Genomic DNA, 17774 nt, shown 5'->3' with positions numbered 1-17774 from the left:
CCGTCCGCTTGCGCCATTCACCAGCTCATTTCCACAGCGTGCGGCCAAAGAATGTCAGCGTCCGATCCCACGCCTGTTGCGCCCAGACCGGATCGTATTGCGTCTTCGCGATGCGCCCCGGCCCGACCGCCGCTTCGTTCGCGAACGCATGACGCGCCAGATAGCGATGAAACTCGATGTCGACCTTCGCGTCCGTGAGTTTCTTTTCGAGCGCGTCGACCGTCTCGGCGGCGAAGAACTCGTCCTGCAGAGCCCAATGGCCCATCACCGGCATCCTGATCTTCGATGCGTCGATATAGTCGAGCGGAGGAAAGCCATACCAGACGACGCCGGCCGCCAGTTCGGGCACGTTGCACAGCGCAAGTAACGTCAGCGCGCCGCCCATGCAATAGCCGGTCACGCCGACCTTCGCCGCGTGCTGCTGCAGATACTGGACCGCGCCGCGCACATCCTGCGTCGCGGCGTCGCCGAAATCGAGGCCGCTCATCAGATGGTGCGCCTCATCCTCTTCGACCGTCGACTTGCCGCGATACAGATCGGGCACGAGCGCGAAGTAGCCGGCTTTCGCGAGGCGGTCGGCGACGCCGCGAATCTGGTCGTTCAAGCCCCACCATTCCTGGATCACGACGACCGCGGGCGCGCCTGCGGTTTTTTCAGGCTTCGCGAGATAGCCTTGTAGCTGCTTGCCGTCGGGACGGTTGAACGTGATCATCGAACCTGCGGGTTGGGTCATCGGTCGCTCCTCGAGTGAACAAAACCGCTAGCATAGCGCCCCTACCCCGTCTTCTGTTCTATCGGAATCGTGTCAGCGCGAGCGCGCTCTCGCTGAATCTGCGCGTTATGTGAATCCGACAATATGGAGACAAACATTAACGAAAAATTCATTAATTAATTCGCCGACGCTCGGTTCCACAAGTCGATTGACGACGTTATACTCGCCGCCATGCTTTCTGGATCAACATCCGATCGATCAACGATCGGCGAAACACGTCCCCAGTCGTTTGCTGTTGGAAGCTGCTGTCAAGCAGCAACTCGGCCTTGCGGCTTCATGTCTCTCAGGTTCTGGCAATCATCCTCGGACGCCAGAATCTTTAAGCCGACACATTGTGTCGGCTTCTTTTTTATACATGACGCTTTTGCAATTCCGATTCACGCAATAGCTTGTCAATTCGCGGCCGCATCAAAATTGCGTATACCGATTAATCATGCCCGCGCGACGCGTAATTTCACGCATACATTTAAGCGCTCTTTATCCAATTAGTGGGTTACGTGGGCTGAAAACTTGACGTATTGCGACGCGTTGTTTTTCGGGCGACCCATAGTTTTGACCAGGGAAAACCCCGTATAATCCATAAGAAGTCAGACAACTTGCCTAGAATCGCGGTGGTCCTGACCGCGATCCGCCGTGCAGCGCCCACCCCCGAACCGCTTTCTGCCCGATCCGTGAATTCCACCGCCCCCGCCAGTTCCGCCGCCCCCGCCCTGCCGTTTCGCCACGCGCTTTACGCGATGCTCGGCATCGGGCTCGTCAACATGCTGGTCGCGCTCGACCAGACCGTCGTCAGCACCGCGCTGCCGTCGATCGTCGCCGAGCTCCACGGCTTCGAATATTTCGCGTGGATCGCGAGCGCGTACCTGCTCGCCTCGGTCGTCACCGTGCCGGTGTTCGGGCGGCTCGGCGACTACTTCGGCCGCAAGCGCTTCGTGATCGCCGCGGTGATCACGTTCACGGTCGCGTCGGTGTTGTGCGGCCTCGCCAACAGCATGCTGTTTCTCGCGATGGCGCGCGGGCTGCAAGGCGTCGGCGGCGGCATGATGGTGGGCACCGCGTTCGCGTCGATTCCCGATCTGTTCCCCGACGCGCGCACCCGCGTGCGCTGGCAGGTGGTGCTGGCCGCGGCCTACGGCATCGGTACCGCGGCCGGCCCCTCGCTCGGCGGCTGGATGAGCGAACACCTCGGCTGGCGCTCGACGTTTCTCGTCAACCTGCCGGTCGGCGCGGCGGCACTCTATTTCATCTGGATGCATCTGCCGAATTTCCGGCGGCCGCATGTTGGCGAGGTGAAGATCGACTGGCTCGGCGCGGGGCTCGTCGCGGGCGTGCTCGGCGGCTTGCAGGCGTTTATCGAAGCGGTGCCGAAAAATGGCCTCACTGTGGGCAACCTCGTGTTGGGCGCGTGCGTGATCGCCGGCGCGGTCGCGCTGTTCAGGTGCGAAAAGCGCGCCACGCATCCGATCATTCCGCTCGATCTGTTCAAGGACGCGCAGCTCGTCACGCTATTCACGCTCGGCATGCTGTCCGGCTTCGTGATGTTCTCGCTGATCTTCTTTGCGCCTTTGCTGCTGCAAGGCGGCTTCGGTCTATCGCCGCAGCAGGCCGGCCTGCTCGCGACGCCGATCGCCGCGTGCATCGCGCTCGGCAGTCTGCTGAACACCCGCATCGTGATTCACATGAAGAAGCCGACGCGCATCCTGACGATCGGCTTCGGGCTGCTGATGTTCGCGTCGATCGCGCTGGCGTTCGCGAATCCGGATACGCCGCACGTGCGCATCGTGCTGCCGATGGGCGCGGTCGGCATCGGCCTCGGCTTCATCCTGAACAACCTGAACGTGTTCGGCCAGGAGATCGCCGGACGCGAACGTTTCGGCATCACGACCGCGCTCCTGCAATCGACGCGCATGGTCGGCGGCATGCTCGGCACCAGCATCGTCGCGACCGTCGTGCAGCATCACTATCGCAACGTCGTCACGCGCACGATGAGCGTTCTCGGCGAACCGGCCGCATCGCAATGGCGGCCGCGTATCGTCGATCTGCGCATCCTGATCGACGACGCGTCGCGCACGCAATTGATCAAGGATATGAAGACATCGGGGCTCGATACGCTCGCGCTGATCGATAGCGCACGCGATGCGCTGGTGCAGTCGATTCACATCGGTGTGTGGCTGACCGCGGTGGCATCGCTGGCGGCCGCGCTTCTCGTGCAGCGGATCTCGCACGTGGTGTTTCGTAAGAGCTGAGCACCCGGATCAATCGAGCGAATAAAAAACTCGAACGTGATTCGGCCGCTTACTGAATGGTGGCTTTCGCTCTAAGATTCTTCACCATTGTGTCGACGCGTTCCGCTTGTGCCTGCTGGTACAGCATCGGCTTCATGTCTGCGAACGACGGAACCTGCAAAGGGCGAGTGTCATCGACTTCGATAACATGAAAGCCGTATCCGGTCTTGACCGGGGTCTGCGTGTATTCGCCCTTGTGCAAATGCGAAACCGCGTCGGCGAACGGCTTGACCACTTTGCTGGAAGTTATCCAGCCCAGATCTCCGCCGTTGTATCTGGTGTCGGAATCGATCGATTCCTTTGCGAGCTCGCCAAACGACGCGCCCTTGTTGAGCTTCGCAATGAAGTCTTTTGCCTCGCCTTCATCCTTGACGAGGATATGGCGGACTTTATATTCGGTGCTGCCGCCTTTCGCTTTCATGTCGTCGTACATCGCCTTCAGTTGAGCGTCACTGAGTGGGTTCTTTTTTAGAAAGTCCTGCATGTACGCTCTAACGATTTCGATCTCCCACGTCGCCTGCGCCTGCACGAGAATCTTTTGCCGGGCGGCCTCGGCACGTGCCGCGACTTCCGGGTTCCGGTCGAAGCCGACCTTGTGCGCTTGCTGGAAGAGAACTTCGCGGCGAATCAGTTCATCCCGGACACGGTCCGTCAATTGAGGCGAATCGGAAAAGCCTTGGGCATGCGCCTGTCCGATATACAAATCGGCGTCTGCCTGAGAGACCGGTTTGCCGTTTACCGTGACAAAAGGCTTCTCTGCTGCGCTCGTAACCAGGCAGAGCGTTGCACCGAGCACAAGTGCCAACATTCGTCGTGATAGTACTTTCATTAAGCGGACCGATTACGTTGGTTCGAGCACTTTAGCGAACGATCGCCAAAGGTCTGTGTGTAGCGCCAGGTCTGATCAGGAATCGGACCTGATCAGACGCTGGTGCCCTACGCGCCTCTATCGGGTGATGGTTCCCGCAAGAGTCAGGCTGCGTGACGAGTTCCCGATATACACAGAGTAGGAACCGGTCGGGATCGTCCACTGCTGCGAATCTTTATTCCATGTGCTGAGCGGATGATTCGGCGCGGCTGGATCGATCGAGATCGACACCGTCTGCGTCCCGCCAGCGTTCAGGCTCACCTTCTGGAACCCCACCAGACGCCTGGGCGGCTCTGCCGCAGAGGACGGCAGCGCGATATACACCTGTGGAACTTCGGCGCCCGCCACGGAACCCGTGTTCTTCACGACTGCGGTAACCGTGTATGTGCCGTTCGCTCCGGTACTAACGGTCGGGTTGCTAATCGTGAAGGTCGTGTAAGAAAGACCAAAGCCGAACGGGAATGCCGGGCTCTTACCCATCGCGTCATACCAGCGATAACCGACATTCAGCCCTTCCGAATACGTCACCGTCGGGCTTCCGTTGATCGACACGCCAGGGTATTGGAAAGGCGTGATCGAATCCATAAAACCCTGGCCGATCTGTGGGAACGTCACCGGCAGTTTGCCGGACGGATTCGCCACGCCCCACAGCAGATCCGCGACGATGTGCCCATCTTCCTCGCCAGGGAACCAGGTCTCGAGAATCGCGCTCGCCGCGGATGTCCCTCCGCTGAGGATCGAAGGATCGAGCGCTTCGGCGGCACTGTCCTTCAGAACGAGCACGGTGTTGCTGTTTGCCGCGACGATGGTCTGGAGCAACGCGAGCGTGTTGCTGTTTTTGGCGGAACTCGAGGTCGTAATCGAACTCGGCTTGGGCGCATACCAGTCGAGCGTATTGAGGTATTTGCCGGTGTCGAGCGTCAGGCCCGTCGAGTCCGTGAAGCTCGCCTGGTCGGCCCCTTCCTCCGACATGGAGCCAGCCATGAAGATGACGGCGTCGGCACCGGTGGCTGCCGTCTTGACGTCGGCGATGGTTGCGGCCGCGCCGTCAATCGTGCCGGTCGAATTGTTGTCGTCGACGAGCGCCAGATGAACCTGAACGCCGGTATTGCCGAGATTGGCAAGCGTGTCCTTGATGCCCTGCACCGGTGTAACGGTGTACAAGGCGACGACGTCGGAGCTGCCGCCTCCCGAACCCATCGGATGACCGACAGAGCTGCCTCCAGCAACAGCTTGCTGAGCATAGACCTGCGTCGTTTTGCCGACCACGAGTACGTTTCGAACCGTCTTGTTCAGCGGCAAGGTCCCGTTGTTCTGCAGCAGTACTGCCGACTGCTCGCCGATCTGCTTCGCGACCGTACCGTCAGCCGTTGCGTTGATAGCGCTCTGCGCAATGGGCCGATCGAAGATACCCGCGCGGAACATCTGCGTATATCGGCGCAGCAGCGCATTGTCGATATCGGAGGTCTGGATCTGCCCCGAGGCCAAGGCCGCATTCAGGTTCGCCAGCGACCAGTTCTGCGGAAGCGGCATCTCGTTGTCCATGCCCGCCAGCATGGTCGGCGCGGTGCTATGCGCCGCAAAGAAGTCCGACTGCACGTAGCCTTTGAAGCCCCATTGTCCGCGCAGGACATCGGACAGGATGTGCTTTTGCTCGCACATCGAAAAGCCGTTCACCGAGTTGTACGAACACATGACGGCGCCGACGTTTCCTGCTTTCACCGCCATCTCGAACGGCAGCAGATAGAGTTCGTGCAACGTTTGATCGTCCACACTCTCCTGAATCGTCATGCGGTTCGTTTCCTGCTCATTCGCCACCAGGTGCTTCGCCATTGCGATCATGCCGTGCGCTTGCACAGCCTGGATTTCGGCGACCCCCATCGTCCCGGTGAGATAGGGGTCCTCGCCCATGTATTCGAAGTTGCGTCCCCCCACGGGCAATCTTGCCAGGTTCATACCCGGCGCTTCGAATACGTGCAGAGCCAGATTTCCTCCCTCTACGCCAACCACGTTGCCAAACTGGGTCGCTACGGAAGGATCGAACGAAGCAGCCATGGCGATGGCTGACGGAAGGGCGGTCGCCTTGGCGGAACTGGAATCCGTATAAGCGGCGAAGCCCGATACGGAAGGAGAAACGCAGTCATTCTGGCCGATACCGACAGGCCCATTCGTAATCCGCAGCGTCGGAATCGCGTATTTCGCGAGCCCAAGAATGTGCCGGGCACCGTAGCACTGCGGCAACTCAGGCAGGATGCCTGGATTCGAACCGGTCAATTGCTCTTCCTTGTCGGCAAGCGCCATTGCAGGAACGAGCAGTGCAGCGCGTGCTTCGGGAGAAAGTGACGTATTCATCCAAGGCATCGCGGATGTCGGCGTCGAGGTCGGGCTTGAGGCTGGGTTAGAAGCCGCTGTCGTTGGGTTGGGACTATTACTTCCTCCGCACGCCGCCAGAATGAACACGATACTTGCGGCGGCGGCCGTTCTCCTCTGCATGAATCTCACAGACATTGTCTTTCCTCGATTTGTTATACGCACCAATGCGCGATGGGCATCGGTCGTTCTGATATGAAGGACTGCTATCTCATTAATTGCCAGCGTTCCGTCCGCTGTTTCTGCCGCCCTGCTCTGCTCTGCTTTCCAGTGAAGACATCGTAATGTTTAATTCGTCATCAGACGACTAGGGTTTACGTAGAATCAATAAAAACAGTGGCTTACGGCAATGCACGGACGTCTGATGAGCTTCTAGAATTCACAATTCGCGTATCGAGCCAAGTCGCGGCGGTTCTGAAACCAAACAAAAAAAGCCTGACGGACCGCACTGTTCGTGCAGCCCGCCAGGCTCTGCATGCAGGTTGAAGCGTCTTTAACGCACGAGGCACGGACGCTTGTTATCGAACTTCCAGTTCGGAATTAGATACTGCATCGCCACGCCGTCATCGCGCGCGCCAAGGCCGTGCTGCTGATACAGCGCGTGCGCCTTTTCGAGCGCGTCCATATCGAGTTCGACGCCGAGGCCCGGCTTCTGCGGCACCTTGACCTTGCCGCCGACGATCTGCAGCGGATCTTGCGTCAGGAATTGACCGTCCTGCCAGATCCAGTGCGTGTCGATCGCGGTGATCTTGCCTGGCGCTGCAGCCGCGACGTGCGTGAACATCGCGAGCGAAATGTCGAAGTGGTTGTTCGAATGCGAACCCCACGTGAGGCCCCAGTCGTTGCACATCTGCGCGACCCGCACGGAGCCCTGCATGGTCCAGAAATGCGGATCGGCGAGCGGAATGTCGACCGATTGCAGCTGGATGGCGTGACCCATCTGGCGCCAGTCGGTCGCGATCATGTTGGTCGCCGTCGGCAGGCCGGTCGCGCGACGGAACTCGGCCATCACTTCGCGGCCCGAGTAGCCGTTCTCGGCGCCGCACGGATCTTCCGCGTAAGCGAGCACGTCGTGCTGGTCACGGCACAGGCGTACCGCTTCCGCGAGCGACCACGCGCCATTGGGGTCGAGCGTCACGCGCGCTTCGGGGAAGCGCTCGGCGAGTGCCGTCACGGCCTCGATTTCCGCGTCGCCGGCGAGCACACCGCCTTTCAGCTTGAAGTCGTTGAAGCCGTAGCGAGCCTGCGCCGCCTCCGCGAGCCGCACGACCGCTTCCGGCGTCAACGCGACTTCGGTGCGCACGCGCTCCCAGTCGTCACACGCACCGGCGTTGTTCGCGTACGGCAGATCGGTCTTGTTGCGATCGCCGATATAGAACAGGTAGCCCAGCATTTCCACTTCGTCGCGCTGCTGACCTTCGCCGAGCAGTGCCGCGACCGGCACGCCGAGATGCTGTCCGAGCAGGTCGAGCAACGCCGCTTCGAGCGCGGTCACCGCGTGAATCGTCGTGCGCAGATCGAAGGTCTGCAGGCCACGCCCCCCAGCGTCGCGATCGGCGAACTGCGTGCGCACCTTGTTCAGGATCGCCTGCAGATTGCCGATCGACTGACCGACCACGAACGGCCGCGCGTCATCGATCGTCTTGCGGATGTTCTCGCCGCCCGGCACTTCGCCGACGCCGGTATGGCCCGCGCTGTCGCGCAGAATCACGATGTTGCGCGTGAAGAACGGACCATGCGCGCCGCTCAGATTCATCAGCATGCTGTCGCGGCCGGCGACGGGCACGACGCGCAGTTCGGTGACGACCGGCGTGGCGATCGATTCGGTAGGTTTCGTGGACATGGGAAAAGCACCTGTGTGATGAAGTAAGCCGGCCGGCGGAAGCCGCCGCGCGCCGCGTGCGCGTTCGAGCGGACCGGATGAAAACTCGAATCCAGAAAAATCGACGGCCGCATGCGAGCCGTCAGTGTAGTCAATGCGCGTTGCCGTGCGCCGAATCAGGCAACGGGTCGCGATTGCCGGGCCGGCGGCGCGTCAGGAAACCCGCCGCCGCCGCGAGCAGCGACGCGACGCCGAGACCGTACAGCCCGCCCGTGAACGAGCCCGTGTGCTGCTGCAGATAGCCGAAGGTGGCCGGCGCGAAGAAGCCGCCGAGATTGCCGAGCGAATTGATCAGCGCGAGCACGCCGGCGGCGACGCGCGCATCGAGGTAGCCCTGCGGGATCGGCCAGAACAACGACGACGCTGCCTTGAAGCCGATCGCCGAGAAGCAGATTGCGACGAACGAGAACACCGGGTTGCCCGACGTCGACGCGAACAGGCCAACCGCCGCAATGACGAGCGCGACCGCGAGCCAACCCTGCTGATGACGCCATTTCGCCGACACGAGCGCGAAGCCATACATCGCGACCATCGAGATCAGCCACGGAATCGCGTTGAACATGCCGACCTCGAAGTCGGACAGGCCGCCCATCTTGCGGATGATCGTCGGCAGCCAGAAAGTGGCCGCGTAGATCGTCAGTTGGATCGCAAAGTACAGCAGGCAGAACAGCGCGATCTGCGGGTCCTTCAGCAGCTTGAACGTCGGCAGATGCGCGCCGCCCTGCGCTTCGCGCGCGGCCTGTTCGGCCGCGATCGACTGTTCGAGCACGCGCTGCTCTTCGGCGGTGAGCCAATGCGCGTCGCGGATGTGCGACTTCAGCATCATCCAGCTGACGGCACACAGCACGATCGAGAACCCGCCTTCGATCAGAAACATCCACTGCCAGCCTTGCAGGCCGAGGCCGCGAATCGACAGCAGCGAGCCGGTGATCGGACCGGACAGCACTGACGCGAGCGCCGAGCCCGACAGAAAGATCGCCACCGCCTTACCGCGCTCTTTTTGCGGCAGCCACTGGGTGAAGTAATAGACGACGCCGGGAAAGAAGCCCGCCTCAGCAACGCCGAGCAGGAACCGCAGCACGTAAAACGACGTGTCGTTCCAGACGAACGCCATCGAGCCCGCCACCAGCCCCCAAGTGCCCATGATGCGCGTGAGCCACACGCGCGCGCCGAACTTCTGCATCAGCACGTTCGACGGCACTTCGAACAGCGCATAGCCGATGAAGAACAGACCGCTGCCGAGCCCGTACGCTGCCGCGCCGATGCCGAGATCGGTCTTCATGTGCGCGTTGACGAAGCCGATGTTCACACGGTCGATGTAGTTCGCGATGAACATGATCAGGAAAAGCGGTAACACGTTGCGCTTCACCTTCGAGACCGCCGATTCCAGCGGGTCGAGCGCGGTGGTCAAAACTGATGTCAAGATTTGTCTCCCCTGTCGGCCGCATGGCCTGTTGGAACGCAACGCGGCGCAGCTAGGCGGAGGACCCTGCGATACGCCTGACACGTTGTCTGACGACAGTCTACCGTGTTATTTTCGTCAAATCCAGTTGGGTGTTTACCCGGCATGTCTGGCCAGCCCGCGCCGAAAGAGCAGCAGCTTCACGGCCGTCTACTTTATTGCCCGAGCTTGGATCGGGTGATAGATAAGACGTCTGATGTCTCGTATTTTTCAGGATGCACAAGGCAGCCGATGTGCTTGCGCAACTGTCCGCCGCGTCCCCGTCCCACCGCGCGCCGGCACGCAAAAATAGCCCGCGCCGATGCCGCCGAACACGGCAGAATCGAGTACAGTCCTGTGCGATACTTTGCAGGATCAGTCAACCAGCCACAAAAATGAGCAGCCTAACTGAAAAGGTGGTGGCCACCCTTTCCGATGAAATTCGCCGCGGCGCGCTGAGGCCAGGCGACCGCATCCCCACCGAAGTCGCCATGATGAAGCAGCTATCCGTGAGCCGCTCCGTGGTTCGCGAGGCGATTTCGCGTCTGCAGGCGGCGAGGATCGTCGAGACGCGTCACGGTATCGGCACGTTCGTGCTCGCGCCCACCGCCGAAAAGCCGATGCAGTTACCCGCCGCCGACCTCACGAGCATGCTCGACGTGATGGCGATCATCGAGTTCCGGATCGACGTCGAAGCCGCCGCGGCCGCACTCGCGGCATCGCGGCGCACCGAGCAGAACCTCAAGCAGATTCGCACCGCGCTCGATCGCTTCGAGTCGGAACTGGAGCGCGGCAGCACCGACACGCTCGCGCACGACATCGAGTTTCATCTGCAGATCGCGCGCGCGAGCGGCAATCGCTATTTCTTCGACGTACTCAGCCAGCTCGGCCGCTCGGTCAGCCCGCGCACGCGGCTTGGTTCGGCCGAGATCGCGGAGCTCGACCATATCGAGGTGTTGCGTAGCGTGCTCGGCGAACACCTGATGATCTATCGCGCGATCGAGCGTCAGGACGCCGACGATGCGCGCGCCGCAATGCGCATGCATCTGAGCAACAGCCGCGAGCGACTGCGCCGCGCGCATGAGTTGACGAAGGCTGGCGTGTGACGACATGCGGGGCGGATCGGCTGCCCCGCAATACGAAACGCCACCAGCATCGCCCGCTCACTCTCCTACTTCGAGATCCAGCAACGCCGAGCTCAGCGATTTGCCATGCGCATCGAGCGCGAGCGAACGCGTAACGCCGCCGCCGAGCGCGTCGCCGAGCACGAAGTTGAATGCGGCGATGCCCGGCAACTCATGACGTACCACGTCGCCGCACACCACATCGCGCAGATGCGTCTTGACGCGCTCGGGCGTCAGCACATCGCGCAGGCGCTCGTAATGCCGCGCGTCGTAGCAGATCACCGAGATATTGAGCGTATTGCCCTTGTCGCCAGTGCGCGAGTGGGCCAGTTCACGTAGTTTCATCTCAAGCCTCCACCAGCGAGAAAGCCGGCGTCGCATGCTCGCGCGGCAGCAGCACCGACTGCACCGCGACCACCTCGCGCGCCGCCTTCGTCACGCCGCCGCCGCCCGCCGGTCCGTTCGTGTACAGCGTCTCGACCTCGTTGCCGACGCGCACCGCCTCCGCGAGCGACGCCGTGCGCCCCGCCACGCGCGCGCGCACCTCGTACGGCTCGCCATGACCGACAGCCACCGTGTCGCCGTGCAGCGCGTTCAAGCCGATCAGATCGAAGCGCAGTTCATGCGTCTGTACGCCGGTCAGCGCCAGCCGTTCGCGCACGATATCGAGCGCGAGCCGCGCCCGCGCGAGCGCGCCCGGCCCGCCGTACGAAATCTGCCCCTCGCCGATATAGCCATCGAAATACGCAACCGACACTTTCAGCGTAGCGGTGCGCTCCGCACCGCTACCGCCAGTGACACGCACGCGGTCCGGGGCTTCCTGCTCGACACGCACCTGCGAGAAATCGGCGACCACGTCGGGCTGCAGATAACGACGCGGATCATGGATCTCGTACAGCAACTGTTCCTTGCAGGTCGCCTCGGTCACGAGCCCGCCACTTTGCGCGAGCTTCGTGATCACCACCGAACCGTCCCGCGCAACTTCGGCGATCGGAAACCCCAGCCGCGCGAGATTCGGCACGTCCTTGAAGCCGGGGTCCGCGAAATAGCCGCCGGTGATCTGCCCCGCGCACTCGAGCAGATGGCCGATCACCGTTGCCCGGCCGAGCATCGGCCAGTCGTCCGTGCGCCAGCCGAACTCGTGGATCAGCGGCGCAACGAACAGCGACGGATCGGCGACGCGCCCGGTCAATACGATCTGCGCGCCGGCCGCGAGCGCCTCGACGATCCCGCTCGCGCCGAGATACGCGTTGGCCGAAATCAGCCGGTCTTTGTAGGCGGCCACCGCCTCGCCCGATTCGACGAAATGGCAGTCGCCCGCGCGCACGACGTCGAGCACGTCGTCGCCGGTGACCGCGGCAATCTTCAAGCCGCCGAGACCCAGCTCGCGCGCGATCTGCGCGGTTCTGCGCGCCGCCGCGAGCGGATTGGCCGCGCCCATGTTCGACACGATACGCACGCCGTTGCGCGCCGCGACGGGCAGCACCGCGCGCATGCGCGCTTCGAGCAGCGGGTCGTAGCCGAGTTGCGGGTCCTTGCTGCGCGCCTGCTGCGCGATTGCGATCGTGCGCTCCGCGAGGCATTCGAACACGAGATAGTCGAGCTGGCCGTGTTCCGCGAGTTCGAGCGCGGGTTCGATGCGGTCGCCCGAATAGCCCGCGCCCGCGCCGATGCGCACGATGCGTTGAGGTTCAGTGGCAGTCATGGTGCTCCCGTGCGTTCAGTGAAGCTCACAGTGGAAAGATCCCGAGCACGACGCACGCGATCGTCATCACGACCGACGCGCCGAACAGCAGGGGAAACGTGAATCTCTGATGATCGGCCAGATCGATCCCGCACAGGCCGACCACGAGGAACGTCGCGGGCGTGAGCGGGCTGACCGGAAAGCCGGTGGTCATCTGTCCAAGCAACGCGGCCTGGCCGACGTGCACCGCCGGCACGCCGAGCTGGCCCGCCACCTCCGCAATCACCGGTAGTACGCCGAAATAAAACGAATCGGGATCGAACAGCATGCTGAGCGGCATCGACAGCAGGCCGAGCACGATCGGAATATGGCTGGCCATCGCCGGCGGCACGAACCCGACCGCCGCCTGCGCCATCGCCTTCAGCATGCCGCTGCCCTGCATCACGCCGGTGAACACGCCGGCGGCGAGCAGGATGCCGGCCATCATCAGCGCGGCGCGCGCATGCGCGTCGATCCGTTTGCGTTGCATGTCGACGTTCGGATAGTTGACCATCAACGCGACACACAGGCCCACCATGAACATGATTGCCGGCGGAATCTTCTCGCCCATCACGACCATCGTGCCGAGTACGACGAGCGTCAACACGATGTTGAACCAGAAGTTTTGCGGGCGGCGCAGCGCCTGTTCTTCCGGCGTCAGCTCGCGTTGCGGCATCGGCACCGTGCCGCTCGCGGCACTCAGGCCGAGGCGCTTCTCCTCGCGCCGCCCGAGCCAGTACGCCATCGAAAACACGAACACGAGGCCGATCGCCTGCACCGGAATCAGCGGATTGAACAGCGCCGAAATCGGCAGATGCAGCGACGCGGACGCGCGAATCATCGGCCCCGTCCACGGCAGGAAGTTGATGCCGGCCGCCATCGATACCGCGGCGGCGAGCACACGCCGGTCCATCTTCAGGCGGTCGTAGAGCGGCAGCATCGCGGGAATCGTGACGAGGAAGCAGACGGCGCCGGAGCCGTCGAGGTGGATCAGCAGCGCGAGCAGCGTGGTGCCCATCACGATGCGCGTCGGCCGCGTGCCGACCGCGCGCAGGATGCGCTCGATGATCGGGTCGAGCGTGCCGGCGTCGGTGATCGTGCCGAAGTACAGGATCGCGAATACGAACATGCAGACGACGGGCGCGAGGCTCTTCAAACCGTCGACGACGAACTTGCTCGTCTGCAAGCCGAACCCGCCGAGCAGCGAGGCCGCGAGCGGCACGATGATCAGCGCGACGAGCGGCGACATGCGTTTTGACAGGATCGCGCCGAGCAGCACGACGATGGTAGCCAGCCCCAGCATTGGCAGCATGAGCTTGTCTCCAGGTTGTTTTTTAGTGCCATCGAGCGTAAGTTCGGAGCAGCAATAAGGCAATTGAAATGAATTGATTGCAGCCATCACAAATCATCATGGATCTGAATCTGCGGGACATCCGCGCGTTTATCGCGGTCGCGCAAACGGGCAGCTTCACGCGCGCGGCCGCGCGGCTGCATCTGTCGCAGCCGGCGTTGACGGTGCAGATTCGCCGGCTGGAGGATACGCTCGGCCTGCGCCTGTTCGATCGCAACAGCCGCAACGTCGCGCTGACGCCGACCGGCCGCGAGTTACTGCCCGTGCTGCAGAAATCGCTGCACGACATGGAGCACGTGCTGCACGATGCGCGCGCGCTCGGCGAAGGCGCGAGCGGCACGGTGCGCATCGCGTGCTTGCCCACCTTCGCGGCGAGCCTGCTGCCCGAGCTCGTGCAGGCGCTGAGACAAGCCGTGCCGCGCGTCGGCTTCGAGGTGCGCGATGCCGTCGCGAGCATGGTCAACACGCTGGTGCGCAACGAGGAAGCCGATATCGGGCTCACCGGCGGCGAGTTGAACGACAGCGGGCTCGAGGTGCTGCATGCGGGCATCGACCGGCTCGTCGCGGTGTTGCCGAAGCAGCATGCGCTCGCGCGGCGGCGCCGACCCGTCACGCTCGCCGATCTCGCGAACGAGCCGCTCGTGCTGACCGCGCAAGGTACGAGCGTGCGCGCGGTCGTCGATAGCGCGTTCGCCGACGCGCAATGCGTGCCGCGCATCGCCTGCGAGCCGACTTACATGATGAGCGCGGTGGCGATGGCACGCGCCGGGCTCGGTATCACGATCCTGCCGGCGTCGGCGCGCGAGATGCGCGCGGAGCCCGAACTGGTCGCGCGACCGATCGACGAACCGGCGTTCACACGCCGCATCGCGCTGATCAGAAAGCGCGGCCGCACCCTGCCAGCGGTTACGGAGACTTTTGTCGCGATGCTGATCGAACGGCTCGGCCCGGCATAGGGCCGCACAGTGCCGTTTCGCGCGTGGCACGCGGCCCCTAATTTTCACGATACGAAACGATGCCGCGCGTCGTAAAAAACCATGGTGCGCAGCACAAACCGGGCGTTTCACGATGCCCGGCGCCGTTGCACATCGTAAAATGAAACGCACAAGGCATTGTTTTTAATCGAATATTTTTAATATAAGGAACGATTTGACGCCTGCTTGCACGACGATTCGCTGACGTAGACTCTTTCACAAGAGCACGCGCTTCACGTAGTCGGATTCGAGGGCCTCACGACACGGGCCACCCAAATCCCACAGATTGCGAAGAAGCCGTCACGAATCGCGGCATTTTCTATTGGCAACTGGGAGACTAAAAATGAAAGGCTTTCGCTTTGGTTCGACGCAGGGAGCGTTCTACATTCTGCCGGGTCAGGACGGCTGGGAAGCCACCTACGGCAACGAAACACTCGGAGAATTCTCAAGCGCGCAACAGGCCGCTGACGACCTCGCGCGCGGCCTGAGCTGCGAGCATCTGTCCGAGCTCGATACGTCGACGCTCGAAATTCCGGAGAAGCTCGCCGATTGGGAAATCGTTCACGTGTAAGGACGGGTATGAGCGACGGCGACGTAGCAGTGAAAGCAGAAACGACAATGGCGCCCTAAGGCGCCATTGTCGTATTTGGGGTCCTGCTCGCGGCCGCAATGCGTGGTTACGGTATGGCTTTCGAGGCCATCGCAGCCTCTGAGGCAGCGATTACCGCCTCAGCGCCTGCCTGACTTCAGGCCACCGAATCGACGATCGCGTTCAGCGTCGCGCTCGGGCGCATCGCCTTGCTGGTCAGCTCGACGTCCGGGCGGTAGTAGCCGCCGATATCCACCGGCTTACCCTGCGCCGCGCCGAGTTCCGCGACGATCTTCGCCTCGTTGTCGGCCATTGCCTTCGCGACGCCCGCGAACTGCGCCTGCAGCGCCGCATCGTCGGTTTGCGCGGCCAGTGCTTCGGCCCAGTACATCGCGAGGTAGAAGTGGCTGCCGCGATTGTCGATGCCGCCGACCTTGCGCGCCGGCGACTTGTCGTTGTCGAGGAACTTGCCGGTCGCCTGATCGAGCGTCTTCGCGAGAATCTGCGCCTTCGGATTGTGATACGCGGTGCTCAGATGCTCGAGCGACGCCGCCAGCGCGAGGAATTCGCCGAGCGAATCCCAGCGCAGGAAGCCTTCCTCGACCAGCTGCTGCACGTGCTTCGGCGCCGAACCGCCCGCGCCGGTTTCGAACATGCCGCCACCGGCCATCAGCGGAACGATCGACAGCATCTTCGCGCTGGTGCCCAGTTCCATGATCGGGAACAGGTCGGTCAGGTAGTCGCGCAGCACATTGCCGGTGACCGAGATCGTGTCCTTGCCGGCGCGGATGCGCTCGACCGAGAACTTCGTCGCTTCGACCAGCGTCATCACGCGGATGTCGAGACCGTTGGTGTCGTGATCCTTCAGGTACTGCTCGACCTTCCTGATGATCTGCGCATCGTGCGCGCGCGCCGCGTCGAGCCAGAACACGGCCGGCGTGTTGGAAGCGCGGGCGCGGTTCACCGCGAGCTTGACCCAGTCGCGGATCGGCGCGTCCTTGGCCTGGCACATGCGGAAGATATCGCCCTGTTCCACCGGCTGCTCGAGCAGCACCGCGCCGGCTTCGTCGGTCACGCGGACCACGCCGTTCGCCGGGATCTGGAACGTCTTGTCGTGTGAACCGTATTCTTCGGCGGCTTGCGCCATCAGGCCGACGTTCGGCACCGTGCCCATCGTGACCGGGTCGAACGCGCCGTGCTTCTTGCAATCTTCGATCACCGCCTGGTAGACACCGGCGTAGCAACGGTCCGGAATCACCGCCTTCGCGTCGTGCAGCGCGCCATCGGCGCCCCACATCTTGCCCGACTCGCGGATCATCGCCGGCATCGATGCGTCGACGATCACGTCGCTCGGCACGTGCAGGCTGGTGATGCCCTTGTCCGAGTTGACCATTGCGAGCGGCGGACGCTGTTCGTATTGCGCCTTGATGTCGGCTTCGATCGCCGCGGCCGTTTCCGCGGGCAGATCCTTCAGACGCGCGTACAGATCGCCGATACCGTTGTTCGGGTTGAAGCCGATCCTGGCCAGCGCGTCTGCATGCTTGTCGAGCACGTCCTTGTAGAACACCGACACCACGTGACCGAAGATGATCGGGTCCGAGACCTTCATCATCGTGGCCTTCAGGTGCACCGAGAACAGCACGCCGTTCGCCTTCGCCTCGGCGATCTGCGCTTCGATGAAGCTGCGCAGCGCGTTCTTGCCCAGCACCGACGCGTCGATGATTTCGCCCGCCTGCACCGGCGTCTTTGCCTTCAGGACCGTGGTCGTACCGTCGGCGGCGGCCAGTTCGATCTTCACGCTACCGGCTTGAGCGACCAGCGCCGACTTTTCGCTGCCGTAGAAATCGCCGTCGCTCATATGCGCGACGTGCGACTTCGAGTCCGCGCTCCATGCGCCCATCTTGTGCGGATGCTTGCGTGCGTAATTCTTCACCGACAGCGGCGCGCGGCGGTCCGAGTTGCCTTCGCGCAGCACCGGGTTCACCGCGCTGCCCTTGATCTTGTCGTAGCGGGCCTTGACGTCCTTCTCGGCGTCGGTCGTCGCGACATCCGGGTACGACGGCAGCTTGTAGCCCTGGTCGCGCAGCTCGGCGATCGCGGCCTTCAGTTGCGGCACCGACGCGCTGATGTTCGGCAGCTTGATGATGTTCGCTTCCGGGCGCGTGGTGAGTCCACCGAGCTCCGCCAGATCGTCGGAAGCCTTCTGTTCCGCGCTCAGGTAGTCCGGAAATGCGGCAATGATCCGGCCGGCGAGCGAGATGTCACGCGTTTCGACGAGCACGTCGGACGAGCGCGTGAACGCCTTGACGATCGGCAGCAGCGAGTACGTCGCCAGTGCGGGCGCTTCGTCGGTCAGGGTGTAGATGATCTTCGGCGGTGTGGACATGATTGATGC

13 protein-coding genes are annotated in these 17774 nt (G+C 62.7%); 4 read left to right on the top strand and 9 right to left on the bottom strand.

Translation table 11 applies throughout. The features are described from left to right. Positions 1 to 25: 25 nt before the first annotated feature. Positions 26 to 733, bottom strand: a complete 708-nt coding sequence (locus tag OKW43_RS07530) for a dienelactone hydrolase family protein (RefSeq protein ID WP_429446279.1) — start codon at positions 731 to 733, stop codon at positions 26 to 28. Between the two features lie 776 nt (positions 734 to 1509). On the opposite strand from OKW43_RS07530, the gene OKW43_RS07525 reads away from it, so the two are divergent. Beyond that, positions 1510 to 3018, top strand: coding sequence for an MFS transporter (locus tag OKW43_RS07525; RefSeq protein WP_429447357.1), 1509 nt, complete (start codon positions 1510 to 1512; stop codon positions 3016 to 3018). Between the two features lie 49 nt (positions 3019 to 3067). Here the strand turns inward: OKW43_RS07525 and OKW43_RS07520 are convergent, their stop codons facing one another. From OKW43_RS07520 to OKW43_RS07505, 4 genes are all read right to left on the bottom strand, one after another. Then, positions 3068 to 3865: a peptidylprolyl isomerase gene (locus OKW43_RS07520; RefSeq protein ID WP_429446277.1), complete on the bottom strand. Its 798-nt coding sequence runs from the start codon at positions 3863 to 3865 to the stop codon at positions 3068 to 3070. Positions 3866 to 4003: 138 nt separating this feature from the next. Further along, a complete protein-coding gene (locus tag OKW43_RS07515; RefSeq protein WP_429446275.1) occupies positions 4004 to 6277 on the bottom strand; it encodes a beta-glucosidase in 2274 nt (757 codons plus the stop codon). A 511-nt stretch (positions 6278 to 6788) separates the two neighbouring features. After that, the gene (gene gudD, locus OKW43_RS07510; RefSeq protein ID WP_429446273.1) at positions 6789 to 8138 is read right to left on the bottom strand and encodes a glucarate dehydratase; all 1350 of its coding nucleotides are present in this window, start codon (positions 8136 to 8138) and stop codon (positions 6789 to 6791) included. A 130-nt stretch (positions 8139 to 8268) separates the two neighbouring features. After that, a complete protein-coding gene (locus OKW43_RS07505) occupies positions 8269 to 9600 on the bottom strand; it encodes an MFS transporter (RefSeq protein ID WP_187634433.1) in 1332 nt (443 codons plus the stop codon). Positions 9601 to 10013: 413 nt separating this feature from the next. Here OKW43_RS07505 and OKW43_RS07500 point away from each other — a divergent pair, with 413 nt between their 5' ends. Next, a complete protein-coding gene (locus OKW43_RS07500) occupies positions 10014 to 10724 on the top strand; it encodes a FadR/GntR family transcriptional regulator (RefSeq protein ID WP_187634432.1) in 711 nt (236 codons plus the stop codon). Between the two features lie 57 nt (positions 10725 to 10781). On the opposite strand, the gene OKW43_RS07495 is transcribed toward OKW43_RS07500, so the two are convergent. The 3 genes from OKW43_RS07495 to OKW43_RS07485 are packed head-to-tail and all read right to left on the bottom strand — an operon-like array spanning position 10782 to position 13777. Beyond that, complete coding sequence (locus tag OKW43_RS07495; RefSeq protein WP_187634431.1) at positions 10782 to 11087, bottom strand: AtuA-related protein; 306 nt, start codon at positions 11085 to 11087, stop codon at positions 10782 to 10784. 1 nt (position 11088) lies between these two features. Further along, on the bottom strand, positions 11089 to 12447 hold the full coding sequence (locus OKW43_RS07490) for an acyclic terpene utilization AtuA family protein (protein WP_187634430.1): 1359 nt from the start codon (positions 12445 to 12447) through the stop codon (positions 11089 to 11091). A gap of 25 nt (positions 12448 to 12472) precedes the next feature. After that, the gene (locus OKW43_RS07485) at positions 12473 to 13777 is read right to left on the bottom strand and encodes a CitMHS family transporter (protein WP_187634429.1); all 1305 of its coding nucleotides are present in this window, start codon (positions 13775 to 13777) and stop codon (positions 12473 to 12475) included. Positions 13778 to 13875: 98 nt separating this feature from the next. Here OKW43_RS07485 and OKW43_RS07480 point away from each other — a divergent pair, with 98 nt between their 5' ends. Continuing rightward, the gene (locus OKW43_RS07480) at positions 13876 to 14772 is read left to right on the top strand and encodes a LysR family transcriptional regulator (protein WP_429446270.1); all 897 of its coding nucleotides are present in this window, start codon (positions 13876 to 13878) and stop codon (positions 14770 to 14772) included. 361 nt (positions 14773 to 15133) lie between these two features. Then, positions 15134 to 15361, top strand: coding sequence for a hypothetical protein (locus OKW43_RS07475; protein WP_187634427.1), 228 nt, complete (start codon positions 15134 to 15136; stop codon positions 15359 to 15361). 175 nt (positions 15362 to 15536) lie between these two features. On the opposite strand, the gene OKW43_RS07470 is transcribed toward OKW43_RS07475, so the two are convergent. Further along, on the bottom strand, positions 15537 to 17765 hold the full coding sequence (locus OKW43_RS07470; protein ID WP_187634426.1) for an NADP-dependent isocitrate dehydrogenase: 2229 nt from the start codon (positions 17763 to 17765) through the stop codon (positions 15537 to 15539). Positions 17766 to 17774 lie beyond the last annotated feature (9 nt).

It is taken from the genome of Paraburkholderia sp. WC7.3g (assembly GCF_050436345.1).
In the GTDB taxonomy this organism is placed as follows: Bacteria; Pseudomonadota; Gammaproteobacteria; order Burkholderiales; family Burkholderiaceae; genus Paraburkholderia; species Paraburkholderia podalyriae.
The sequence above is the reverse complement of the archived record's forward strand: the minus strand, read 5'-3'. Positions and strand labels throughout refer to the sequence as shown.